At 71.6% G+C, this 22219-nt stretch carries 22 protein-coding genes and 2 pseudogenes; 11 read left to right on the forward strand and 13 right to left on the reverse strand.

Annotated features, from left to right (window positions below):
• Positions 1-2: 2 nt before the first annotated feature.
• The 3 genes from FZ988_RS08190 to FZ988_RS08200 form a co-directional block, all read right to left on the reverse strand.
• Positions 3-995: an AAA family ATPase gene (locus tag FZ988_RS08190; protein WP_149203509.1), complete on the reverse strand. Its 993-nt coding sequence runs from the start codon at positions 993-995 to the stop codon at positions 3-5.
• Between the two features lie 102 nt (positions 996-1097).
• Positions 1098-1946: a pentapeptide repeat-containing protein gene (locus FZ988_RS08195; protein WP_342781174.1), complete on the reverse strand. Its 849-nt coding sequence runs from the start codon at positions 1944-1946 to the stop codon at positions 1098-1100.
• A gap of 13 nt (positions 1947-1959) precedes the next feature.
• A complete protein-coding gene (locus FZ988_RS08200) occupies positions 1960-2676 on the reverse strand; it encodes an SDR family NAD(P)-dependent oxidoreductase (protein ID WP_149203510.1) in 717 nt (238 codons plus the stop codon).
• 61 nt (positions 2677-2737) lie between these two features.
• Between FZ988_RS08200 and FZ988_RS08205 the strand changes: the two genes are divergently transcribed.
• The 5 genes from FZ988_RS08205 (at position 2738) to FZ988_RS08225 (ending at position 6150) form a co-directional block, all read left to right on the forward strand.
• A complete protein-coding gene (locus FZ988_RS08205) occupies positions 2738-3241 on the forward strand; it encodes a MarR family winged helix-turn-helix transcriptional regulator (protein WP_149203511.1) in 504 nt (167 codons plus the stop codon).
• A gap of 57 nt (positions 3242-3298) precedes the next feature.
• Positions 3299-4156 (forward strand): ATP-grasp domain-containing protein, encoded by an 858-nt coding sequence (locus FZ988_RS08210; protein ID WP_149203512.1) that lies wholly within the window; start codon positions 3299-3301, stop codon positions 4154-4156.
• Between the two features lie 115 nt (positions 4157-4271).
• Positions 4272-4493, forward strand: a complete 222-nt coding sequence (locus FZ988_RS08215) for a helix-turn-helix transcriptional regulator (protein WP_342781221.1) — start codon at positions 4272-4274, stop codon at positions 4491-4493.
• Entirely contained in the window at positions 4490-5020 is a 531-nt protein-coding gene (locus FZ988_RS08220; protein WP_149203514.1) for a hypothetical protein, read from the forward strand. The genes FZ988_RS08215 and FZ988_RS08220 overlap by 4 nt, the downstream gene beginning before the upstream one ends.
• 113 nt (positions 5021-5133) lie before the next feature.
• The gene (locus FZ988_RS08225; RefSeq protein ID WP_149203515.1) at positions 5134-6150 is read left to right on the forward strand and encodes a magnesium and cobalt transport protein CorA; all 1017 of its coding nucleotides are present in this window, start codon (positions 5134-5136) and stop codon (positions 6148-6150) included.
• On the opposite strand, the gene FZ988_RS08230 is transcribed toward FZ988_RS08225, so the two are convergent.
• Both FZ988_RS08230 and FZ988_RS08235 read right to left on the reverse strand, forming a co-directional pair.
• Complete coding sequence (locus FZ988_RS08230; RefSeq protein ID WP_149203516.1) at positions 6147-6953, reverse strand: PaaX family transcriptional regulator; 807 nt, start codon at positions 6951-6953, stop codon at positions 6147-6149. The two genes, FZ988_RS08225 and FZ988_RS08230, sit on opposite strands and share 4 nt — an antisense overlap.
• Positions 6950-7540, reverse strand: coding sequence for a GNAT family N-acetyltransferase (locus FZ988_RS08235; RefSeq protein WP_149203517.1), 591 nt, complete (start codon positions 7538-7540; stop codon positions 6950-6952). Before FZ988_RS08235 ends, FZ988_RS08230 begins: the two co-directional genes overlap by 4 nt.
• A gap of 27 nt (positions 7541-7567) precedes the next feature.
• Between FZ988_RS08235 and FZ988_RS08240 the strand changes: the two genes are divergently transcribed.
• Positions 7568-8587 carry an alpha/beta hydrolase family protein gene (locus FZ988_RS08240; RefSeq protein WP_246169320.1) on the forward strand — a complete coding sequence of 340 codons (1020 nt, stop codon included), beginning with the start codon at positions 7568-7570 and terminating at the stop codon, positions 8585-8587.
• Here FZ988_RS08240 and FZ988_RS08245 read toward each other — a convergent pair.
• Positions 8554-9066, reverse strand: coding sequence for an SRPBCC family protein (locus tag FZ988_RS08245; protein WP_149203518.1), 513 nt, complete (start codon positions 9064-9066; stop codon positions 8554-8556). The genes FZ988_RS08240 and FZ988_RS08245 overlap by 34 nt on opposite strands.
• Positions 9063-9386: an ArsR/SmtB family transcription factor gene (locus tag FZ988_RS08250; RefSeq protein ID WP_223145062.1), complete on the reverse strand. Its 324-nt coding sequence runs from the start codon at positions 9384-9386 to the stop codon at positions 9063-9065. Before FZ988_RS08250 ends, FZ988_RS08245 begins: the two co-directional genes overlap by 4 nt.
• 89 nt (positions 9387-9475) lie before the next feature.
• On the opposite strand from FZ988_RS08250, the gene FZ988_RS08255 reads away from it, so the two are divergent.
• From FZ988_RS08255 to FZ988_RS08265, 3 genes are all read left to right on the forward strand, one after another.
• Positions 9476-10606 carry a serine hydrolase domain-containing protein gene (locus tag FZ988_RS08255; RefSeq protein ID WP_188079030.1) on the forward strand — a complete coding sequence of 377 codons (1131 nt, stop codon included), beginning with the start codon at positions 9476-9478 and terminating at the stop codon, positions 10604-10606.
• Between the two features lie 83 nt (positions 10607-10689).
• Complete coding sequence (locus FZ988_RS08260) at positions 10690-12801, forward strand: bifunctional copper resistance protein CopD/cytochrome c oxidase assembly protein (RefSeq protein WP_149203520.1); 2112 nt, start codon at positions 10690-10692, stop codon at positions 12799-12801.
• A gap of 107 nt (positions 12802-12908) precedes the next feature.
• Entirely contained in the window at positions 12909-13139 is a 231-nt protein-coding gene (locus FZ988_RS08265; RefSeq protein WP_149203521.1) for a DUF6458 family protein, read from the forward strand.
• 264 nt (positions 13140-13403) lie between these two features.
• On the opposite strand, the gene FZ988_RS08270 is transcribed toward FZ988_RS08265, so the two are convergent.
• The 5 genes from FZ988_RS08270 to FZ988_RS08290 all read right to left on the reverse strand — a co-directional run bounded on the left by FZ988_RS08270 (position 13404) and on the right by FZ988_RS08290 (position 20594).
• Complete coding sequence (locus FZ988_RS08270; RefSeq protein ID WP_149203522.1) at positions 13404-13772, reverse strand: hypothetical protein; 369 nt, start codon at positions 13770-13772, stop codon at positions 13404-13406.
• A complete protein-coding gene (locus tag FZ988_RS08275) occupies positions 13769-17644 on the reverse strand; it encodes a phage tail protein (RefSeq protein ID WP_149203523.1) in 3876 nt (1291 codons plus the stop codon). Before FZ988_RS08275 ends, FZ988_RS08270 begins: the two co-directional genes overlap by 4 nt.
• Positions 17645-17701: 57 nt before the next feature.
• The gene (locus FZ988_RS08280; protein ID WP_149203524.1) at positions 17702-19354 is read right to left on the reverse strand and encodes a methyl-accepting chemotaxis protein; all 1653 of its coding nucleotides are present in this window, start codon (positions 19352-19354) and stop codon (positions 17702-17704) included.
• Between the two features lie 358 nt (positions 19355-19712).
• Positions 19713-20084, reverse strand: coding sequence for a hypothetical protein (locus tag FZ988_RS08285; protein WP_149203525.1), 372 nt, complete (start codon positions 20082-20084; stop codon positions 19713-19715).
• A gap of 21 nt (positions 20085-20105) precedes the next feature.
• Positions 20106-20594 (reverse strand): flagellar protein FlhE, encoded by a 489-nt coding sequence (locus FZ988_RS08290; protein WP_149203526.1) that lies wholly within the window; start codon positions 20592-20594, stop codon positions 20106-20108.
• A gap of 84 nt (positions 20595-20678) precedes the next feature.
• On the opposite strand from FZ988_RS08290, the pseudogene FZ988_RS08295 reads away from it, so the two are divergent.
• Positions 20679-21049: pseudogene (locus FZ988_RS08295) on the forward strand (transposase); the annotation flags it as partial.
• Between the two features lie 2 nt (positions 21050-21051).
• On the opposite strand, the pseudogene FZ988_RS08300 reads toward FZ988_RS08295, so the two are convergent.
• Positions 21052-21219, reverse strand: a pseudogene (locus tag FZ988_RS08300) (IS256 family transposase); the annotation flags it as partial.
• 217 nt (positions 21220-21436) lie between these two features.
• Here FZ988_RS08300 and FZ988_RS08305 point away from each other — a divergent pair.
• Entirely contained in the window at positions 21437-22141 is a 705-nt protein-coding gene (locus tag FZ988_RS08305; RefSeq protein ID WP_149203527.1) for a shikimate kinase, read from the forward strand.
• The last annotated feature ends 78 nt before the right edge of the window (positions 22142-22219 follow it).

The raw sequence follows: 22219 nt of genomic DNA on the forward strand, positions 1-22219 counted from the left end.
CATCAGGGGGTCGGTACCGCGTCGAACACCGCGTCCACGAGCTGCTCGGCGGGCACGTTGTCCGCGAGCGCGTCGAAGGTCCGCACGAGGCGGTGGCGCAGCACGGGGTGGCGCATGGCCTTGATGTCCTCGGGGGTCACGTAGGCGCGGCCCGCCTGGAGCGCGAGGGCCTGCCCGATGCGCATGAGCGCGATGGAGCCGCGGGGGCTCGCGCCGACGCGGATCATCTGGCCGATGCCCGGGATGGGCCGGGGCCCCTTTCCGCGCGTCGTCGCGACGAGGTCGACCACGTAGCGCTTGATCGCGGCGTCGACGTACACGCGGTCCGTGAGCGACTGGAGCCACTCGAGGTCCGCCAGGGTCACGGGCTCGCCGGAGATCGGTGCGGCCTGGCGCCCGCTCGCGATGCGCTCGAGGATCTCGACCTCCTGCCCCGAGTCGGGGTAGCCGAGCACCTCCTTGACGAGGAACCGGTCCATCTGGGCCTCGGGCAGCACGTACGTGCCCTCCTCCTCGATGGGGTTCTGCGTGGCGAGGACCATGAACGGCGTGGGCAGCGGGTACACCTCGCCGCCGATCGACGTCTGCTTCTCCTGCATCGCCTCGAGCATCGCGGACTGCGTCTTGGCGCTCGACCGGTTGATCTCGTCGAGCAGCACGAGGTTCGCGTGGACGGGGCCGAGCTGGGTCGTGAACGAGCCGGTCGCGTAGTTGAAGATCTGCGTGCCGACGATGTCGTTGGGCATGAGGTCCGGCGTGCACTGGATCCGGTGGAAGGTGCCCGAGACGGCGGCGGCGAGCGTCTGCGCGGCCGTCGTCTTGGCGAGGCCGGGGACGCTCTCGAGGAGGATGTGCCCGCGCCCGAGCAGGGTGCTCACGAGTGCGACCCGCAGGTTGTCCTGCCCGACGAGCCGCTGCTCGAACACCTCGTCGATGCGGTCGAACAGGTGCCGGGCCTGCCGGTGCTCGCTGTCGCTGATGGGCTCCTGCTGCATCCCGTGACCCCTGTCCGTTCGCCCGGCCGCCCGCCCCACCTGGGCGTCGGCCGCACGTGAGTATGCCAGCGGGCGGCGTCGGGTGCCTGGGCCGTCCCCAGGTCAGGACGGGGGCGCGGTGCTCGGGAGCGGCGGTGACCAGTGCGCGGGTGGCGTGTGGACCGGGGGCAGGCGCGTCGTGGCGTCGCCCCGCGCGGCCGCGACCTGAAGCGGCGTGAGGAACAGCGTCCCCGTGAGGTCGGCGCCCCGGACGTCCGCGCCGCGCAGGTCGGCGCCGATGAGGTCCGCGCCCCGCAGGTCGGCCCCGCGCAGGTCCGCGCCGATGAGCAGCGCGCCCCGCAGGTTGGCCTTGCGCAGGTCGGCTCGCCGGAGCCGCGCCCCGACGAGGTCTGCGCCGCGCAGGTTGCGTCCCGGGCGGGGGCCGCGGGCGAGCTCGCTGGCCTGGAGCAGGAGGTCGGCGACGGCCCGGCGACGGCCTTCGACGTCGTCGGCGACGAGCGTCGCGGCGTCGGACCGGCTGAGGGCGTCCGCGTCGCGGAGCGCAGCCGAGAGCGCGCCGCGGATCGGGCCCGACGACGCGAGCTCGAGCGCCTCGCTCAGGTACCAGAGCAGCTCGTGAAGCACGCGCATCACGGGGAACACGGCACCCACGTCGCGTGCGACGGTCGCGTCGGTGCGCCAGTCGCGGCCGCCGAACGTCACCTGCGTGACCTTCTGCCCTGCGCCGAGGCAGTCGAACACGGTGCAGCCGGGGAAGCCGCGCTCCCGGAGCTGGGAGTGGATGCCGCAGCGCAGCTCGCCAGTGAGGTTCGGGCACGGGCGGCCGGCGGGCTTGTCGATCGCGAAGTCCGCCGACGCCTGGAACGCGGGCACCACGCAGCACAGCGCGACGCAGCGCGCACAGTCCGCGCGCAGCTCGCCGCGCGTGGGCATCGGCAGGTCGACAGGCACCTCCCGAGGGTAGTCACCGGGTCGTGTGGGCCCCGCCGTCGACGTGGAGCGTCTGACCAGTGATGTGGCGGGCGTCGGCCGATGCCAGGAACGCGACGAGCCCCGCGACGTGCGCGGGTCGGCCGGGACGCCCGACGTGCGTCTTGCTGATCAGCGTGGCTCGCCGCGTCTCGCTGACGGGTCCACCGAAGAGGTCGGTGCCCTCGACGTAGCCGGGGGCGACCGCGTTGACCGTGATGTCCCGCGGGCCGAGACGCTCGGAGAGGCCCGCGCTCCAGGCCTGGAGGGCGGCCTTGGCCGTGGAGTACGGGTTGCCCGCGTACTCGGCACCGATGGAGCCGATGCTGATCACTGCTCCTCCGGGGCGCAGCCGCTCCTCGAGCACCGCGACGACGAGGGCTGCGCCGATGACGTTGACCGTGAGGTTGCGTCGCCAGTGCTCCGCGACGTCGGCGAGTGACGCGTCGGCCCCGGGCGGCGACGTGGCGAACCCGCCGGCGTTGTTGACGAGCACGTCGACGCCACCGTCGAGCACAGCGGGCAGGCTCGCGATCGAAGCCGTCGACTCGAGGTCCAGCTGGACGCCGCGTGCGCCGATGCCGCTGGCGCGTGCGACGACGTCGGCTGAGCGGCTCGTCACGACGACGTCGTCGCCCGCCTCGACGAACCTGCCGGCGATCGCTCGCCCTATCCCGCTGACACCGCCGGTCACGAGCACGGTTCTCGGCATGATGCGCTCCTCTCCGTTACGTTTAGGTCTAAACAAGCATCTCACCACGGAGGTCCGACCGATGCCAGACGGCGAGCGCGAGACGGCGGCCACGGTCGCCGCGGCCTGGGCGAGGGAGCTGCCCGGCGTGCCCACGCGGTCGATCCCGGTCGTCTGGGCCGCGAAGACGATCTCCGCCGAGCTGCGCCGCGCCCGGGAGCGAGCACTGGCCGAGGTCGGCATCGACGCCGGAACCCTGGATCTCCTCAGCACGCTGCGACGCTCGGGCGACCCCTACGTCCTGACGACCCGCCAGCTGGCCGAGCGGTGCCTCGTGAGCGCCGGCGCGATCTCCCAGCGCGTGGCCCGCGCGGAGCGCGACGGCCTCGTGACCCGACGACCGTCGTCGGGCCGCAGGGTCGAGGTGGTGCTCAGCGCCGCAGGGCACGACCTCGTGGAACGCGGCGCAGGTCATGTCCTCGCCGTCGACGCACGTCTGACGGCGGGTCTGAGCGACGCGGACCTGGGACGGCTCGAGTCGCTCCTGACCCGGTGGGTCGAGGTGCTCCCGACTCGCGACGCGTAGGCGAACCGTGTGCCGGGTCGACGCGTTCCATGATCCGCCCGTGCCTAGAGTGACCGCGTGGCCGCTACCCCCGACGTGCTCCTCGTGACCTTCGCGCTCGCACCCGACGGCGAGCCCGGCGGGGACCTCCTGGTCTCCGAGCTCGCCGGGCGCGGCGTCGGTGCGCGATGGGTCGTGTGGGACGACCCGGGCGTCGACTGGGCCGGGGCGCGCCTCGTCGTCGTGCGTGCGGCGTGGGACTACCACCGCAGGTGCCCGGAGTTCCTCGAGTGGGCGCGGCGCGCAGCCGCGGCCGCCCCGATGCTCAACGGGCCGGACGTCTTCGCGTGGAACGCCGACAAGTCCTACCTGTGCGCGCTCGCGGACCGCGTGCCCGTCGTGCCTACCGCCCTGCTCGACGACGCGACGCTCGTCCCGGGTCTGCGTGCGGCTCTCGAGCGTTGGGGCACCGTCGTGATCAAGCCGCGCACGGGCGCGGGCGGCGTCGGCGTCGTCGTCGCGCAGAGCACCACGGACCACCGGCTCGAGGGCCTGACGGCCGGCCCGTGGGTGGTCCAGCCCCTCGTCGAGTCGGTGCGGACCGACGGCGAGACGTCCGTCTACGTGCTCGACGGCGGCGCCGTCAGCCAGGTGGCCAAGGCGCCGGGCGGCGACGAGATCCGGGTCCACGAGCTGTACGGCGGGAGCTCGCGGCCGGTGCCCGTCGACGCCGCTCTGGGCCGGCTCGCGGAAGACGTCGTGCGGGCGGCGGCCGAGCTGCTCGACGCCGACCTCCCCTACGCGCGCGTCGACCTCATGCGCTGGCAGGGCGCCTGGGTGGTCTCGGAGCTCGAGCTCATCGAGCCGGGCCTCTACCTCGACGTCGACCCGGCCAACGCCGCCCGGTTCGCCGACCTCGTCGCGCGCCGCGTCTGAGCGGCCCGCCCGGCCCGCCGCAGCCATGTCGCGTCTACTTGACACAGAGCCAAGTTTACTTGACTCTTGAGTCGTGGGACGGAGCTCAGCACAGGGTCGGCGCAACGGCGTCCGGGTGGCGCGCACGCTGCGCGGCATGACCCAGGCCGAGCTGGCCGCCGAGGTCGGGGTGAGCCGCCAGACGGTCGTCGCCCTCGAGTCAGGCGACTACGCCCCCTCGGTGTACCTGGCCCTGGCGATCAGCCGGTGCCTGGGCGCCACGGTGGAGCAGCTGTTCGCAGAGGACGCCGCCGCGGAAGAACCCGCGCGTGGCCAGAGCACGGAGGTCGAGCGGTGACCAGGGACGTCGCGCACGAGAGCGGTCAGGGCCTGTCGGAGGACGCCGAGCGGATCCACCGCGACGACTGGCTCGTCGTGGCGGCGGCGAAGATCGGTGACCTGACGAGCCCCTTCTACGAGGAGGAGCGCCACCGCGACGTGTGGAACGAGGCGTCCGCGGTCGGCCTCCAGCTGACGCTGTGGCTCGGGACGGCGCTGGCGGCGGCCATGCTGTGGATCGGCGGCGCCGCGGCCCTGCCGTACGGGCTGGCCCTGGTGGTCCTCGTCAACCTCGTCGCGGGCTTCACGCTGCTCTACGCCAGCCGGCTCGGCGTGCAGGTCGACGAGACGACGTCGTTCTCCTCCCGCCGGATGATCCCCTACTACGGCCTGCTCCTCCTCCTCGTCGCGGGAGCCATCCGCGCCCTGGTGCTGGGCGGAGCCGGGGCGAGCATGGCGTACGGGGTGGGTGTGGGCGCCTCCGTGGGCTTCGCCGCCGCCGTGTGGGGCGCGGTGCGCTCCCGGCGGCAGCACGCCGCCGTCTGACGGCGACCGGTCGCGGGCGCGTGCCGGCGCACCCGCGTCCCTGATCCCTGGGAGGATCGGCACCTGATCCCGTGGTGGTCGCGGGCGCTCCCTTCCGAGTCGAGGTGGTCCACGTGGGAGTCGTCGACAACGCGGTGTACGTCGCCGGCGTGCGGCACTGCGAGCCGGAGTCGCTCGAGGTGACCTACGAGCTGCTCCGGGACGAGAAGGGCATGGGCTGGATCGGCCTCTACCGGCCGACGCCGGAGGAGGTCCTGTCCGTCGCCGAGGAGTTCGGCATCCACGCGCTCGCGGTCGAGGACACCATCACGGCGCACCAGCGGCCCAAGCTCGAGCGCTACGGCGACGTGCTGTTCACCGTGCTGCGGCCGGCCCGGTACATCGAGCAGGACGAGCGCGTCGAGTTCGGTGAGCTCCACGTGTTCACCGGCCCGGACTTCGTGGTGACCGTGCGGCACGCGGAGTCGCCCGACGTCGCGCTCGTCCGACGCCGCCTCGAGGCGTCGCCCGAGCTGCTGGCGCTCGGGCCCGAGGCGGTCCTGTACGCGCTCCTCGACCAGGTGGTCGACGAGTACGGGCCCGTGGTCGCGGGCCTGGAGAACGACATCGACGAGATCGAGGACCAGGTCTTCGAGGGTGACCCGGGCGTCTCCCGCCGCATCTACGAGCTCTCCCGGGAGGTCACGGAGTTCCACCGGGCCACGCGACCGCTCGTCGACATGCTCGCGGCCCTGCGCGCGGGCTTCTCCAAGTACGGCGTCCACGAGGAGCTGCAGCAGCACCTGCGCGACGTCGAGGACCACGTGATCCCCGTCGTCGACCGGGTCGACGGCTTCCGCGCCCTGCTGCAGAACATCCTCACGGTCAACGCGACGCTCGTCGGGCAACGGCAGAACGAGGAGGCGCGGCGGCTCACCGAGGCCAGCCTGTCCCAGAACGAGGAGGTCAAGCGCATCTCCTCGTGGGCGGCCATCCTCTTCGCGCCCACGCTCGTCGGCACCGTGTACGGGATGAACTTCGACCACATGCCCGAGCTCCACTGGGCGTTCGGCTACCCGTTCGCGATCCTGCTCATGGCGGCCGTCTGCGGCGGGCTCTACGTGGTGTTCAAGAAGCGGGGCTGGCTCTAGCCGTCGGTCGTCGGCGGCCACCAGCCGGCATAGAGCGGCATGGCCGGCGCCGCCGAGCTCAGTGCCTCCCACCGCTCGCCCCACGCCCGCCGGACGGCGGTGGGCGGCCAGGGGTCGTCGCGCAGCTCGAGGGGCAGCAGGGGGTCGTCGCGCATCGCGCGTTCGAGCGCGTCCGCGAGCCGGAGCTGCCGCACGGCGACAGGGACCGAGGTGTCATGCGCGTCCTGCGCGAGCGCGGTGGCCAGGGTTCGGTAGGCGCTCCTGACGGGTGCGGCCGGCCAGAGCGTCTCGGCGAGAGCCCGAGGGTCGCGGGTGCCGCGGACGTCGAGGTCGGCGGTGGTCGCCGTCGTCAGGTGTGCGCGCGCGACGGGGGAGAGCGTGTCGGCGAGGTCGTGAGGACTGACGTACAGGCCGGTGGACACGGCGACCGCACCCAGCTCGCGGAGGTCGCGCCGCAGGGCGTCACGCAGCGCGCGCTCCTGCTCGGGGACGCTGAGCGCGACCAGCCGCCACCGCCCGTCCCACGGTGCCGCGCCGGCGTCCTGGGCGTGAGCCAGCGCGAGACCCATGCGGTCCCGATGAAGGCGGTCGCGTCCCGCCGTGGTCAGCGACAGGGCTCCGGACCGGCCGCGTCCCGCCTGGACCACGTCGCCCGCGGCGACCATGCGCCGGATCGCCAGGCGCAGCGGCTGGTCGTCGACGCCGGCGAGGTTCGCCGTGTCGTAGACCGCGGCGAGCGGCACCGTCCCCTCGGCAGGCAGGAATGCCTCGACGACCGTCCGGGGCGCGATCGCCGCCCTCACCGGGCGACCGCCCGTTCCATGACGGTGTACCCGGAGAACCCGTAGACGGCACCGAACGGGCCGAGCGACCCCGAGCCGGCGGGCTCGAAGCCCAGGCGGTCGTACAGGGCCCTGGCGCGTGGGTTGGTGTCGACGACCGAGAGCCGGACCGCCCGGGCCCCACGGCTCCGCGCGTGGTCGGTCGCGGCCTCGAGGAGCGCTGACCCGATGCCGCGGCCGCGCAGCGCCGGGTCGACGCAGATGCCGTCGAGCACGAGCGCGTCGCGCTGCGCTCTCCGGGACAAGGGGGCGAGCAGGAGCAGCGCGCGGACGGACGCAGCGGCGGACAGCCGGCCGCGCAGGCCCGCCCAGGTGAGGTCCACCGCTCCCTTGTTCCCCTCGTAGAAGCCGCAGATGCCGACGACGGACCCGCCCGCGCGTGCGACGAGGACCCGGTCCGGGCTCAGTGCCGTGCGGACGAGGGCAAGGCCCGTCGCGTCGTCGACCAGGGCGGGACGCAGCTTGCGGCTGAAGGCCTCCCAGTAGAGGTCGGCGGCGCGCGCTCGCTCGTGCTCGGTGAAGCCGCGGCTCGTCCGGGGTGCGTCCATGCAAGAACTATCGCATACGCTACGACCGTGAAGAGAAAGACACATCGAGTCCGGACGACCATGCTCTGCCTCGCCGCGGTGCTCGTCGGGCTCGCGGGGGTGGCCCTCGTCGGGAACGACTTCCGGTACGTCCAGCGCGCGGTGACGATCGACGGCCCCGCAGGCCGGCTCGACGGCGTGCTGACCTCTCCGGCGGACGGTCCCGTGCGCGGGCTCGTGCTCATGGTGCACGGCGACGGGCCCGTGGACGCGACCCAGGGCGGTCTCTACGCGCCGTGGTTCGAGGCTGCGGCCGACGCCGGGTACGTCACGCTCTCGTGGAGCAAGCCCGGAGTCGGCGCCTCCGAGGGCGACTGGCTCGCCCAGAGCATGGACGACCGGGCGGAGGAGGTCGGGGCGGCCCTGGACTGGGCGCACGATCAGGGCGACCTCCCCGTCGACACGGTCGTGCTGTGGGGGGCGAGCCAGGCAGGCTGGGTCGTGCCCAAGGTGGTCGCCGCCCGCCCCGACGTGGACGCCGTCGTCGCGGTGGGGACCGCCGTCAGCTGGCTACGGCAGGGCCGGTACAACCTGCTCGCCGAGCTCGACCACCGCGGCGTGGACCCGGAGGAGCGTGCCGGTGCCCTCGCGAGGAGCGACGAGACCCGCGCGCTGCTCCGCCGAGGCGCGAGCTTTGACGAGTACCGGGAGCAGACCACCGACCCGGAGCCGATGACCGCCGAGCGGTGGGGCTTCGTCCTGCGCAACGTCCGCTCGGACGCGACCGACGACCTGCGTGCGGCGTCGGCGCGCGACATCCCGGTCCACCTGATGATCGGCACCGGCGACCGCAACGTCGACGTCGACGAGACCGAGAGCGCCTACCGGGAGGCCTTCGGTACGCGGCTCAGCGTGGAACGCCTCCGAGCGGCGCACTCGCTCGCCCGTCCCGTGATGGAGGACGTCCCGGCCGTCGGGCTGGTCACGGCCGTGGTGTGGCCCCGGGCACTTCTGGCCCCCGGTGCGCTCGAGAGCTACAGGGAATTCTTGGCGTCGGCCGCGCCCTGACGCCCGCCGCGCACGTAGTCCGCGTACCGGGCGAGGTACAGCGGCCAGCCGTCGTCGTCCGCGACGCCGTCACGGACGTCGCGCCAGTCGGCGCCGTGCCGCTCCAGGTTGCGGTGCTCGACCTCGACGCGCGTGCGCTCCGGGGTCTCCGCGATGAAGCGGACCTCGACCTCGCTCGTGCGCGCGGGGTCGGGCTCGAGCTGCCACTCGGGGCTGATGTCCCAGCTGAACACGAGCCGGTCCGGCGGGTCGAAGGCCAGGATGCGTGCCCATCGGCACTCGCTCCCGTCGGCGCCGCGGTCGACGATGTGGCCGCCGACCTTCGGTTCGAGCACGGTCTCCACGACCGGGACACTCAGGAGGTTGTGCTCAGGTGGCTTGATGTCGCCGAAGTTGTCGGTGAACACCGCGAAGGCCCGCTCGATGGGGGCCTCGACGACGACCTGCATCATCACGGCGTCGTCTGCTCGCTGCTTCATGGTGTCTCCTCGGAGGGTTGCTCGACCAGGTGCTGGTAGCCGCTGAGCGTCCGGGTCCAGAAGGTCTCCAGCTGGTCCCGCAGAGCGTTCATCGCGATGGGGTCGAGCCGGTAGACCCGGCGGGTCCCCGACGGCTCGTCCACCACGAGCCCCGCGTCCTTGAGCACCTTGAGGTGCTGGGACACCGCCGGGCGGCTGATGGGCAGCTCGGCCGCCAGCTCCCCCACGGCCAGGGGGCGCTCGGCGAGGCGCGCGACGATCGCCCGACGGCTGGGGTCGCCCAGGAGGTCCCAGCCGGTCGCTGCTTGGTTCGTCGCCACGAACGGTAAGTTACGACTTACGGGCCTGTCGGTCAAGACCAGGGTCTTCCCCGATGGCCCGGGTCGCACCGCCCTGTGACGATCACGTCATGACCCGACGCCACCTCTCCCTGCTCCTGCTCGCACCGCTCCTCCTCGCCGGATGCGGGTCGCCGGACCGTGGCCCGGCCACCTCCCCCTCGCCCGAGCCCAGCACCTCGGCGTCCGAGACCGAGGCCGCTGACTGGCAGACCTGGCTCGACGAGCACGCGACCGCGGCGGTCGCGGACGGTGTGGCGCCCGGGTTCGCGATGGCCCACGTCGGACCCGACCGGGACGTCACGGTCGCCGTCGCCGGGCAGCGGTCACGCCAGGACGCGACACCGCTCGGACCAGACGCCGCGTTCCACCTCGGGTCGGACACGAAGGCCATGACGGCCGTCCTCCTCGCGACCTACGTCCAGGACGGGGTCCTCGACCTGGACGCTCCGCTGAGCGAGCTGTTCCCCGAGGCTGCGCTCGTGGAGCCGACGGCGTCAGTCACCCTGCGTGACGTCCTCGGCCATCGCGCCGGGCTGAGTGACGACGGCCTCGACCTGCTCGCGCTCCACGCCGCGACGGACGTCCCCGCGGCGCGCGCCGACGCCGTCGTCGACGCGCTCCGCGCCGCCGGTGAGCCGGGGACGTTCGCCTACGCGAACGTCGGGTACATGCTCGCCGGGGCCGTGGCCGAGCGGATCGGCGGCGCCCCCTGGGAGGAGCTGCTCACGGACCGGGTGTTCGAGCCCCTCGGCATGGAGTGCGGGTTCGGCGCCCCGGCCGGGCCCGGTGACCCGCTCGGCTCCGGGCCCGACGGTGCCGGGGTAGCCGCCGACGACCCGTACTCCGACAACCCTGCCGCGCTCGGCCCGGCAGGCACGGTCCACTGCCCGATGGCCGACTGGGCGGCGTTCGCCACGGCCGTCCTCGACGGGTTCCGGGGCGAGGGCTCCCCGGTGCTCGGGGCCGACGCCGCCGCGGACCTCCTCGGCGGCGACGAGGACTACGTCGCGGGGTGGTCCCGCTTCGACGCGGACGGCCAGACGGTGTGGGCGCACGACGGCAGCAACACCCTCTGGTATGCCCGCGCCGTCCTGCTCGTCGAGGAGGACGAGGTGCTGCTGCTCGCCGCGAACACCGCCGACGAGGCGGCCGTGACGAGGATGGACGAGCTGCTGTCGACGTCCGGCGAGCGCGGGTAGGCCCGGCCCGGCCGGGCCCGGACCAGAGGGCAGCCGTCGCGCCCGTCGGCCCCGGCGTCACGCGCCCGCCGTAGGCTGGCGACGTGCCCCAGCCCGCCCCCGTCGCCCTCGCCCGCCTGTCGCGGACCGGCGTCGTGGCCGGCGTCGTCGCCGCACTCGGGGTAGGGGCGTCAGCCCTCCTGTTCTCCGGCGCAGCCGCCCCCGGCGGGCTCGTCGACCCGGGCGCCGTGGTGCGCTGGGGGTATCCCGCGAGCCGCGTGCTGAGCGAGCTCGCCACCGCGGTGACGCTGGGCGCGCTCCTGCTCGCGGCGGCCGTCCTGCCGCGCACCGGTGGACGCGCCAAGGCCGACGGCGCCGCGTGGCCGGCCACCGTCGTCGTCGCCGCGTTCGCGTCCGGCGCGTGGGCCGTCGCGAGCGTCGCGCACCTGGTGCTGAGCTACGGCTACGTCTCGGGCCGGCCGATCGGTGGCCCGACGTTCGGCTCCGAGCTGGGCCTGTACGTCGGTCAGGTGTCGATCGGGCGCACCTACCTCGCGGTCACCGTGGTCGCGGCCCTCACGTGCGTCCTCACGTTGCTGGTCACGGGCCCGCGCGGGGCCCTGCTCACCGGGCTCTTCGCGACGTCCGCGCTCGTCATGCAGTCGACCACCGGCCACGCGAGCGGCGCGTCCAACCACGAGCTCGCGGTCTCGTCGATGTTCCTGCACCTGATGGGTGCGGCCCTGTGGATCGGTGCGCTCGCGGCGCTCGCGCTCGTCGCCCACCGGCTTGGCCGGGACCTGGGCCCGAGCGTCGCCCGCTACTCCGCCGTGGCCGGCTGGTGCTTCGTCGCCGTCGGCGTCTCCGGGGCCGTCAACGCCGCCGGGCGCCTGGGGTCGCTCGACGACCTCGGCACCACCTACGGCCTCCTCGTCGTCGCCAAGATCGCTCTGCTCGGCATGCTCGGCCTCCTCGGCTGGGCGCACCGCCGCGCCGTCATCCCCGCGCTCGCGGGCGCGCACGCCGCCCCCCGCGGGCGCGCCACTGCTGCACGGGCCGGGACCCCGGCGTCGGGCAGCTCTGGTGCGGGCTCGCCCCGGGTCAACGCCCGGGTGGGGGACGGGGCCTCCGCGCGTGCGCCGTGGCTCTTCTGGCGGCTCGTGCTCGTCGAGCTCGCCGTCATGGGGGCCGTCTCCGGAGTCGCCGTGGCGCTCGGCTCGGCCGAACCGCCCGTGCCCGAGGTCGCGTCCGGGGACCTGACCGCGGCCGAGATCGTCACCGGCCACCCGCTCCCGCCCGCGCCCACAGCCGAGCTCTGGCTCACCGCGTTCCGCTGGGACCTGATCCCGGCGCTCGGGTGCCTTGCGGGGGCGATCGTCTACCTGCGCTGGGTGCGCCGGCTCCGCCTCCGTGGCGACCGGTGGCCCGTCGGCCGCACGCTCAGCTGGCTCGCCGGCATGGTGCTCCTCGCGTGGACGACGTCGGGCGGCCCCGCGGTCTACGGGCACGTCCTGTTCAGCGCGCACATGCTCCAGCACATGGTGCTCGTGATGATCGTCCCGATCCTCATCGCGCTCTCGGGCCCCGTGACGCTCGGCGCCCGGGCTCTGCCGGCACGCACCGACGGCTCACGCGGACCGCGCGAGTGGCTCCTCGGCGTCGTGCACTCGACGTGGGCGGGGTTCTTCGCGAACCCCATCGTGGCCGCGGTCAACTTCGCGGGGTCGATGTTCGTCTTCTACTTCTCGGACGCGTTCGAGCTGGCCCTGACGACGTACCTGGGCCACATCGCGATGGTCGCCCACTTCACGCTCGCCGGGTACCTGTTCGTCAACGCGCTCGTCGGCATCGACCCCGGGCCGCGCCGTCCGGGCTACCCGCTGAGGCTCCTGCTGCTCTTCGCGACCATGGCGTTCCACGCGTTCTTCGGCCTCGCGATCGTCAGCTCCGAGATGCTGCTGGTCCCCGAGTGGTTCGGCCTCCTCGGGCGTCCCTGGGGCGAGTCCGCGCTCGACGATCAGCGGACCGGCGGCGCCATCGCCTGGGGCATCAGCGAGCTCCCGATGCTCGCTCTCGCGATCGCCGTCGCCGTCTCCTGGACCAGGGACGACGAGCGCACGGCCCGACGTCGCGACCGTGCGGCGGACCGCGACGGCGACGCCGAGCTGGCCGAGTACAACGCGATGCTCGAGAAGATCGCCCGCCGCGACGGCTGACCGGCCCCTCGGTCCTTCACCCTCTCTCGACAGGCGGCCTCCGCCGACCTCGGCCATGCTCGGACCGAACCGGTCGGTCGTCCGACCGCCGACAAGGAGGTACGACCATGGGAATCGGAAGCGGGATCTTCCTCATCGTCGTGGGCGCGATCCTCGCGTTCGCCATCGCCCCCGACACCTGGGACGTGGTGAACCTCAACATGGTGGGCTACATCATGATCGGGGCCGGCATCATCGCCCTGATCATGGGCATGGTCTACAACAAGCAGCGCGCCAACACGAGCCACCGCGAGGTCGTGGAGCGCTACGACAACCGGACGCCCCCGCCGGCCGTCTGACCCCGGCACACCGCTCCACCGGGTCGCACGCCCGGAGCACGCCGACGCCCGCATCCCTCTGGGGTGCGGGCGTCGGTGTGCCCGACGGCATGGCCGGCCGTTCGGCATAGCGCCCCTTGAGCAGAGACCACCTGAGGCAGCGCACATCGCTGGGGTTGAGCCACACAGGCCGCACCCGGTGCGACGACGTCACCGCTCAGATCAAGACAGGAGGGCCTGCGCCACTACGAGTTGTGCTCGGCCTGCTCGACAGGGGCTCGCCAACTACCTCACCTCCACGGTGCCGTCCTCGCGGACGTAGATCGTGGTCTCGCCGCAGAGCGGTGGATCGACGGTGCCCAGGATCTGGCCGGTGGCGGTGTCGGTCACCGTGGCACCCACATCGACGCAAGGCTCCTCCTCTTTGATGGTCCGGTCCTCGTACCGGACCAGTGAGTCTCTGCGTGCAGTGACCTCTTGGGGCTCGGCAGCCGCGCCGTCCAACGTCAGCGTGACCGAGGTCGTGCGCTGGTTCACCAGCGCGGCTCGGCCTGGTGGGTTGTCGTAGATGCAGCCCGTCGTCGTGAGAGCGCAGGTGGCTGCCAGCGCGAGGGCTGACAGGGTCTGGCGTGCGCCTGCGGGGTGAGAGGTCACGGTGCGGCTCCACTGGTGGGCGTGGTGGCTCGATAGGCGAAGATCCCTGTCGCCGACTGGTCGGGTACCTGCCATGACGGATAGGCGAGGTAGAAGATGTCGGCGTCCACGGCGGCCACGGCTGCTTCCGCATCGGCCTTGGTCAGGGCGACGCCGTAGTAGAGGGTGAAGGAGACCGAGTCCCCTGGGGCGATCACGCCCAGGTCGAGGTCGAGGGTGCTGCCGGCGCTCCAGTGCGGCCCCGATGTGGCGTAACCGGAGGTCCCCCACGGGGCAACGGACTGGTCGGTCCATGTCGCTTTGTCCGTGATGTCGATCACACGCGAGTCGTCGCCGCCTGCACTCTGCGACCAGCTGGACTCCATCTCCCACACGTACCGTGACCAGGTCACGTCCCACGACGTGGTGCGTCGGTAGTAGACGTGGCCCCCTTCCGACGGCGTCTGCAGCGGCAGTGGCTCAGGACGTTCCACGGCGATGTCCACCGCGTAGAGGTTGGGGTTCTGCGTCGGGTGCACCTGTTGGCGGACGATGAGCCCGGCGCCGTCGAGTGGGTTGACCGGGCCGACGGAGGTGCCCGTGTAGGCCGTCGACCGCTCGGGGTTGAAGGTGAACGAGCCTGCCTGGACTGTCTTCTCGCCGTTGTAGTCGAAGTCCTGTCCCGCGACCTCATCGTCTCGCAGCGCCCAGCCGTCGCTCAAGGACACGTGATAGGTACCCTCGCGCTGGACGCCGCTGCGGTACCCGACCACTCCGGTGTTGCCGATTCCCAGCGCGAGCTTGTCGCTCTGCAGCATCACCATGTCCGGGACGAATGTCGCCGTCCAGCTGACGGTCGTGGCACCGGTCGACGGCCTGTTCAGTTGGGGTAACGGCACAGCGGTGTTGGTGATCACCAGCACCGCGTTGCCGCACCCGAGCTCGTCCTTGGGACCGATGGTGGCGGTGTTCTCTGCGGCCGCCGCGGACGAGGCCGCCAGCCGACTGGGAGTGATGCCCCGCGGGCAGACCGTGGGGAAATCGGCGACCTGGCCGATGAGGGTCGCCGCCGCCCCCGCGTCGACCGTGACGGTCAACTGACCCGTGAGGTCCACCGGTCCGGTGAACTCGATGTAGGAGGCACCTCCTGCCCCCAGGCGCACGGTGCCGGACTGCTGACGGTGCGTCTCGCCGAAGGTCACCTCCTCCAACGGCTCGATGTGCGGGGTGTCGAGCCGGTCGTGCCAGAACCGGCCCGGCTGCGCGTCCTCGGTCGTGAAGCCGCCGAAGCCATCGACGTAGCCCAGGGAGTACATCCACGTTCGGAACAGGTGGATCTGCTCGCCGTACCTGTCTCCGTGGTCGGCCATCACGGACGCGACGGCGCTGGCAGCGCTAAGGGGCAGGAAGAGGCGACCGATCTTGCGCCACGTCCCCTCGATGGCGGCAGCGCCGCCGGTCGCCTCGTCGGAGTACTGCTGCTGTAGGAACTCCGCCACGGGGAAGGCCCCGTACTCGGGGCCGCCGCCCGTCATAGGTTCGGTTAGTGCGCCGGTGTCGAGGCTGTTAGCCGAGTTCTCAAGGAACGTCGACAGGAAGTTCGCGTACGTGCCCCGGTGCTGGAACGTGCCCCCGGCATCGGTGCTCTGCACCAGGTGTGCGCCCCAGTTCGCGGTCGCCTCGACCCACCAGTAGATGTCGGTGGATCCGGGGGCCATCCGCAGGGCCTGCACGGACGGCTGGAGGTAGCGGTACTGCACCTGGTGGAAGAACTCGTGGTGGGGAAGCCATTCCTCGATGTCGAGGGGGCTCATTGCGATGACCGGTGGAGTCAGCGGGTTCAGCGACGGCAGGGAGATGCCCTCTCCCTTGTTGAGGTTCGGGTTGAGGAGGGCGAGTGTCCAGTCCGGCACGGCGAACCCGTGGTCGCTGTACACGGCGCGCGCTCGCTCGAGTGACGTGAGGGCGAGCTCGACCTCCGCTGGAAGCGTCGAACCAGGGGCCGGGGATCCGATGGTGAGGGAGTGATAGAGCACGGTGAAGTGATCGGAGGTGGCTGCGCAGTCGAGTACGACGCGCAGGATCGTCACCCTCTGGTCGCACGAGGTCTCGAAGTCGGCAGCACCCATGGGGGTGCCGCCCGCGACCGCCTGTCCCGTCGATCGCGCCTGCGGCTCGTCGAGGACCGTCGGGATGAGGTCGGCCAGCAGAGACTCGGGAACCTCTCCGCCGGCCATCAGCGCAGAGACGAGGGTCCCCGCGTCGGGCACCTCGGCGACACCGCTTGCCTGGTACTCGAGCGGCAGGCCCGCCGGCTCTGCCATCGCTTGGATCAACAGGTCCGCCTGCTCCGTTGCGGTCAGCAGGCCGGCGGCGTGGTCAGCAACTATCCGGGCGACCGAGCCCGCGTCGGCCGCGATCGTGACCCGCACGGGCGCGGAGACGTCCGTGCCACCCTCAACGATCACGAGGTCGTAGTCCCCGTCCGTCCACACGCGGGCACCGGCACGCTCCTCGACCACGTTCCAGTCGACGCCGCAGGCGCCGTCCGAGGTCGTGAGCGCCCCGACATCAGTCCGTGTCCCGTCGGCAGCGATGGCCTGGACTGAGACAGCCGTGGCCGCCGGGCAGATCGCCTCGACGTGCACAGGTCCTGAGAACAGCCGACCGGCAGGCACGTCCAGGACGTAGTCGTCCGGCGTGACAGTGATCGGGACGTCAGTGGTCGCGCCGAGCCGACCTGCAGAGTCCACGCCAGCGGCGTGAAGCCACCACTGCCCAGGCTCCAGGGTGGTCACCAGACGTGACTCTGGCCGCGCCTGGACCGAGTCCAGGCTGGCCGTGGGCGAGTGGTCCACGGTGGCAACCCACGCCACCACGCCGTCGCTGGGGTCAGCCGGCGCGAAGCCGGCGACCAGGTGACGCTGGCTCGTCGACGCTCCCGGCTCCGGGAGGCCGACCACGGTCGGCGCCTGCGGTGCAGCCGCGTCGACGAGCACTTCGTACGTCGAGAACGGTCCCCACAGCCCCGCAGCGTCCACCGCCCTGACGTTGATCGACCACACCCCGTCGCCGGGCACGTCGACCGTTGCCTCTGGCGTCTTAGTCGTGATCTCCGGCTCGTCCACGAGCGGCGAGTCCGCGCCCGACAGGACCGTCTGGTAACCCACTACCCCGGACGTGTCCGGCGGGACTGTCCAAGACAGTCGCACCTGGGCGCTCGTCGAGACCTCTCCCGCAGGATGCGACTCCGATATCAGGTCGACGACCTCCGGTGCGAGCGTGTCGATCGCTAGTCGCGTGTGCGCGACGGCGCCGACGGTTCCGTCGGGTGCCACGGCCCGGACGTGGAGCCAGTGCACCCCATCCGGCAACGAGGACGACCAGTACGGGTCTAGCTGCGTGATCTCCTGGCCGGGATCGGACTCCGCCTCCTGGTCGACAGTGAGCGCCCATCCGGCGACATCGGCCTCACCCTCGATCGCCCACGAGGCGCCCACCCATGACGTCGTGATCCACGCATCCGGAGGATCGGTCCACACCACGGGCGCAGGAATCTCGTCCGCCGCGGCCGCCGGCAGTCCCTGGAGCGTCAGTGCGACGCCTATCAGCACACCGGTGGCCATGACGCGATGGCGCGACCTCGCCCGTTGCCGATGCTTGCGATCTGTTGAGCCACCATGCAGAGCCATGTCGACGCCCCCCGTCTGCTCCGTCCGGCTCGACCGTGGCACTCGGCGCCGCAGTGGGCAACGAAACGCCCGGCCAGTCATCCGAATGGAGCAGGCAAGAGGCGCATGTCGCCGGGGGCGAGGTCTTCCCGCTGAGGGATCGCTCACCGAGCAGTCCGGCGTCGGGCGCCACGCCCGGGCTCGTTGGCGATCGCCGGCCACGTCGCCGGTGGCGCCACCACCAGAGGCGACGCCGGGTGCGCTCGTGCGGCCGCGCCCTCAGTACACGAAGCGGGAGGCTTGCATACGCAGGTCGGCGGCCATCCGGGCGAGCTCGGCCACGGCCTCGCCGGTCTGCCCGACGATGGACGTGGTCGTCTGGGCCGCGGAGGCCACGCCGGTGATGTTCGCCGCGATCTCGCCCGACCCCGACGCCGCCTGGTTGACGTTGCGGGTCATCTCGCTGGTGGTGGCGGTCTGCTCCTCGACAGCGGAGGCGATCGTCGTCTGGTAGTCGTCGATGGCGCCGATGATCGTGGAGATCTCGCCGATCGCGCCGACGGCACCATCCACGTCGTTCTGGATCGCCTCGATGCGATCGGCGATCTCCTCGGCCGCCTTGGCCGACTCCCGCGCGAGCTCCTTGACCTCGGATGCGACCACGGCGAAACCCTTGCCGGCCTCCCCGGCCCTGGCTGCCTCGATGGTGGCGTTCAGCGCGAGCAGGTTCGTCTGCTCGGCGATGGTGGTGATCACCTTGATGACGTTGCCGATCTCCTTCGAGCTCACCCCGAGCTTGGCGACCGTCTCGTTGGTGGTCGACGCCGCCCGGGTGGCCTGGCCGGCCACCTTTGCCGCCTCGGTCGCGTTGTGCGCGATCTCCCGGATGGATGCGCTCATCTGCTCCGCACCGGCAGCCAGGGTCTGGACGTTCCGTGAGACCTGCTCGGCCGCAGCCGCGACCACTCCCGCCTGGGCGGACGTCTCGTCGGACGTCGTGGAGATCTGCGCCGACGAGGCCGAGAGCTCCTCCGCCGCGCTGGCCACCGTCTCGGAGGTCGACACCACATTGGTGATCGTGGCGCGCAGGCCGGCCTGGGCGCGCCCCAGGGCGGACGCCATCCGGCCGACCTCGTCCGCGGAGGTGACGTCCGCGCTCACCGTGAGGTCACCCTCCGCCATCGCCTCCAGCGAGCGCTGCACCCGAGCGATCGGGCGACGCACCACGTTCGCGATGATCAGGCCGAACGTCACCGCCAGCAGCGTCCCCACCGCGGCCGAGACACCGATCGCGACGACACCACGTGCGGCGGCGGCGTCAGCCTCGTCCGCCAGCTCACGCAGGTAGGTACCGGTCTCATCGTTCACGGCGGTGAGGTTCTCCACCATCGTCCCTCCGATCGGCGTGACCTCCTCGTCCGCAACCAGGTAGCTGGCAAGGTCGCCCGCCTCCGCGGCGGGAATCATCCCGGTGTCGACGATCTCCCGGTAGCCGTCCAACGCGGCAGTGAAGTCGGCGAAGTTGGCCGGTTCGCGCCCGGTGGCGGCTCGGAACTGCTCCTCGAAGTCGATGACCGCGGCATCCAGCTGCTCGTACGCGGCCCCCACCGCGTCGACGGGCCCCGAGACGTCGCCACTGATGTAGCTGCCGAGCATCGAGATCCTGTTGCGCATGTTCCACACGCCGTCCTTGAGCGTCGCCAAGGACGTGTTCAGCTCGGTCTGCGTCTGGACCATCTCGCGGGTCGTCGTGCGCAGGCTGGACAGGGACTGCAGAGCGATCCCTCCGAGCACGGCTGTGGTCAGCGTGGCGATGGCGACGAGGGAGAGCAGCTTCGCGCGGATCGACCGATCCGCGAAGACGCCAGCGATGCCTCGGCGCGGGGCGATCGGGCGGGACTCACGAGCATCTGCGAGGGCGTTGTGGGCCATGGGGGGGGCTCCGTGTCTAGGGACAAGACTCGACCTCCTATCGGCCGCGCACCGCGCAGGGTGAGGCTTCCCGCCACGACTGAGCTCAGGTGCCGCCACAGGAAGCGGTGCCGGTGTGCACGTCGCTCAGCGTTCAGGACACGGGCCGGCCATGCGGTGACCTCCTTGGGCTCTGCAACGCCGACGGCGAGCTGGGCAAGGAACTCGGCGAGGCGCTCCTTGCCCAAGCGCGTGCGGTCACCCCCGTGCCGGAGGAGCCCACGCTCGATGAGGTCCGCGCCAACCAGGCCGCGAGGGAGTGATCAGCGGGGTACCGCTCGGCTCCGTCGCCGCACCACGGGCGTCGTCTGGGCTGACGCTATGCGGTGACCTCGAGCAGCGAGTCGACCGAGTCGCTCCCCGGCACCTCGAGATACTTCATGGCCGCGGCGATCCACGCGTTGGTGAACGGTCGCTCCGTCGGTGCGGAGTCGGCGTACTTCGCCGAGAGGTGCGCCAGCCACTCCCGGCCGACCGCGCCCTCGACCAGCCCCATCCGCCGTTCGGAGGCGAGCTCGAAGGCGATATCGGGTGCCAGCACGGTGTCGTCGGTGATCTCGGTGCCGGTCGTGGCCTTGATGAACGCCCGGTCCTGGGCGGTCAGGTCAGCCAGAACGTTCCGCTCTGGCGCACCCGAGATGTAGTGGCTGCGCCATCCTGCTGCAGCCGCAGTCGATGCTCCTACCTCCATGACAGAGTCCCCTCGCTCGGTCTAGGCCGTCCAGTCGACGGACAGTCGGTACTCACTGCTCTCAATCGGGTTGGTGAGCACCTTTGTTACTGAAGCGTCGACACGAAGGGAGTAGCGGAACTGAGTGTTGGCAGGCAGACCGGCGAGCGCGGTAGTGATCACGCTCGTGCTGGACTCGTAGTACGGGCCGTTCGGGCCCTCGACGAGCCGAGGTGTACCGGTGATGTCGATGCACCGGTTTGTTGCGGCAACACACGCCTTGACAACGAGGGTGCCGTTGGTCCCGGGGCCGTCCCAGACGCGCCAGCGGTGATAGGTCTGGACGATCTTGCCGGTGCTCGACACGGTGGCCGGGGCGACGAAGTTGGCCGTGTAGTAGGTCATGTTCGTCTGGTAGATCGTCGGGTTGAGCGTCATCTGGGTCTTGGACCACTGCTCGGTCACGACAGCGGCCTGAGCCGGTGCCATCGCCAGCAGCGCCGTCGCCACTAGCCCGATGATCGACAGCACTGAACGTCGAACGCGCATCATTCCCCCTGTTGCTGAAGCGGTCACCACGAGAGTAGGCCGATCATGGACCACCTCCGCGCGGGCCTATCCGCGGACGCTCTGACGATGAAGGTCCGCGAGGACGGGCGCGTGATCAACGCGGTCGTGCTCGTGGCGACGGGCGTCAACAGTGACGGGCACCGCGAGGTCCTGGGCTGCACCGTCACCACGAGCGAGACCAAGGAAGCGTGGAACGCGTTCTTCGCCGACCTGGTCGCCCGCGGCCTGGGCGGGGTCAAGCTCGTGACCTGCGACGCCCACGCCGGCCTGGTCCAGGCCATCGCCGCGAACCTGCCCGGGCGACCTGGCAGCGGTGCCGCACCCACTACGCAGCCAACCTCATGTCCGTGACCCCGAAGAGCTCATGGCCGGCGGTCAAGGCCATGCTCCACAGCGTCTACGACCAGCCCGACGCGACCCGCTCCGGGGACGGCTGGCCCCACTCCGCCCCGCAGACCGCGTCGGCCTCCGCCGACAACAGCGAGTTGATCACCGTGGAGAGCAGGTGACGCATCAGATCCGGCGAGGCCCCCACCAGGGCCTGGCCCAACACGGTGGCAGGGTCAACAATGCGAGGTGCGGTCATCGTGATGCTCCGTTCGAGAGTGCTGTGAGAGGTTCACTCGAAGGATCACGCGGTGACCGCCTCGTCGTCTACGACGACCACGGTCCCGGCGCTACACCACTATCAGGGACGCAACTCACTCGCGATCTGTAGGCGGCCTCGCGGCTGAGGCTTCGCCGGAAACGATCGGATACGGCGCGTTGTGGAGATCCGACAACGACGGTCGGCCAGCTGCCGCGTGGCGACTGTGACGGCCGCCGAGACGACAGGCGCGGTCATGCCGATGAGCGGCCGGTCCAGCCTTCTGTCGAAACCGCTGGCTGCTCGACGGCGTCGACGACCGCAAGTGCCTCCGTGCGACGATGGCGACGTGGATGGTGCGCCTGTCTTGGTGCTGGTCGGACCGGCTGCGGTCGGCAAGTCGACTCTGGGGGCGCTCGTCGCCGATCGCCTGGGGGTTCCCTTCGTCGACGTCGACGAGTTGGGTGACCAGTACTACGTCGAGGTCGGGTGGAGCATCGACCGACTCGTGGAGCGGGCCACGGTTGTAGGTCGCGTCGCCGCGGAGAGAGAGTGGGAGCCCGCGCGAGCCCACGCGGTGTGTCGTGTGCTCGACGACCACCCGGGCGCAGTGGTCGCGCTCGGCGCTGGGCATACGAGCTTCACCGATCCCCGCATGGCGGGCAAGGTCAGCCGTGCGCTCTCAGCGGTGCCGCACGTCGCGCTCATCTTGCCGTCGCTGGATCGCGACGACGCACTCGTCGAGCTGCGCGGGCGATCGCTCGCGACGAAAGGTACCGATTGGGTCGCCTCGGGACATGACTTCCTTGCCGAGTGGCTCGACGACAAGGACAGCCGACGGGTGGCGACACTCGTCGTGATCACTGACGGGGAGGCTCCAAGCGAGACAGCTGGACGACTTCTCGATCATGTACGCAGGTAGATCCCGTCAGACCAACGCGTCGCACCACGGTCCTAGCCGGCGCTCATCTGGCCGTCCCCGCCTGCGCGGGCACTGGGA

It is taken from the genome of Actinotalea subterranea, assembly GCF_008364845.1.
Lineage (GTDB): Bacteria > Actinomycetota > Actinomycetes > Actinomycetales > Cellulomonadaceae > Actinotalea > Actinotalea subterranea.

Bases quoted from the DNA above. Each gene is read 5' to 3' on its own strand.
- FZ988_RS08280 (WP_149203524.1), bottom strand. From the start codon at position 19,354: ATGGCCCACAACGCCCTCGCAGATGCTCGTGAGTCCCGCCCGATCGCC.
- FZ988_RS08200 (WP_149203510.1), bottom strand. From the start codon at position 2,676: ATGCCGAGAACCGTGCTCGTGACCGGCGGTGTCAGCGGGATAGGGCGA.
- FZ988_RS08190 (WP_149203509.1), bottom strand. From the start codon at position 995: ATGCAGCAGGAGCCCATCAGCGACAGCGAGCACCGGCAGGCCCGGCAC.
- FZ988_RS08205 (WP_149203511.1), top strand. From the start codon at position 2,738: ATGCCAGACGGCGAGCGCGAGACGGCGGCCACGGTCGCCGCGGCCTGG.
- FZ988_RS08235 (WP_149203517.1), bottom strand. From the start codon at position 7,540: ATGGACGCACCCCGGACGAGCCGCGGCTTCACCGAGCACGAGCGAGCG.
- FZ988_RS08245 (WP_149203518.1), bottom strand. From the start codon at position 9,066: ATGAAGCAGCGAGCAGACGACGCCGTGATGATGCAGGTCGTCGTCGAG.
- FZ988_RS08265 (WP_149203521.1), top strand. From the start codon at position 12,909: ATGGGAATCGGAAGCGGGATCTTCCTCATCGTCGTGGGCGCGATCCTC.
- FZ988_RS08255 (WP_188079030.1), top strand. From the start codon at position 9,476: ATGACCCGACGCCACCTCTCCCTGCTCCTGCTCGCACCGCTCCTCCTC.
- FZ988_RS08285 (WP_149203525.1), bottom strand. From the start codon at position 20,084: ATGGAGGTAGGAGCATCGACTGCGGCTGCAGCAGGATGGCGCAGCCAC.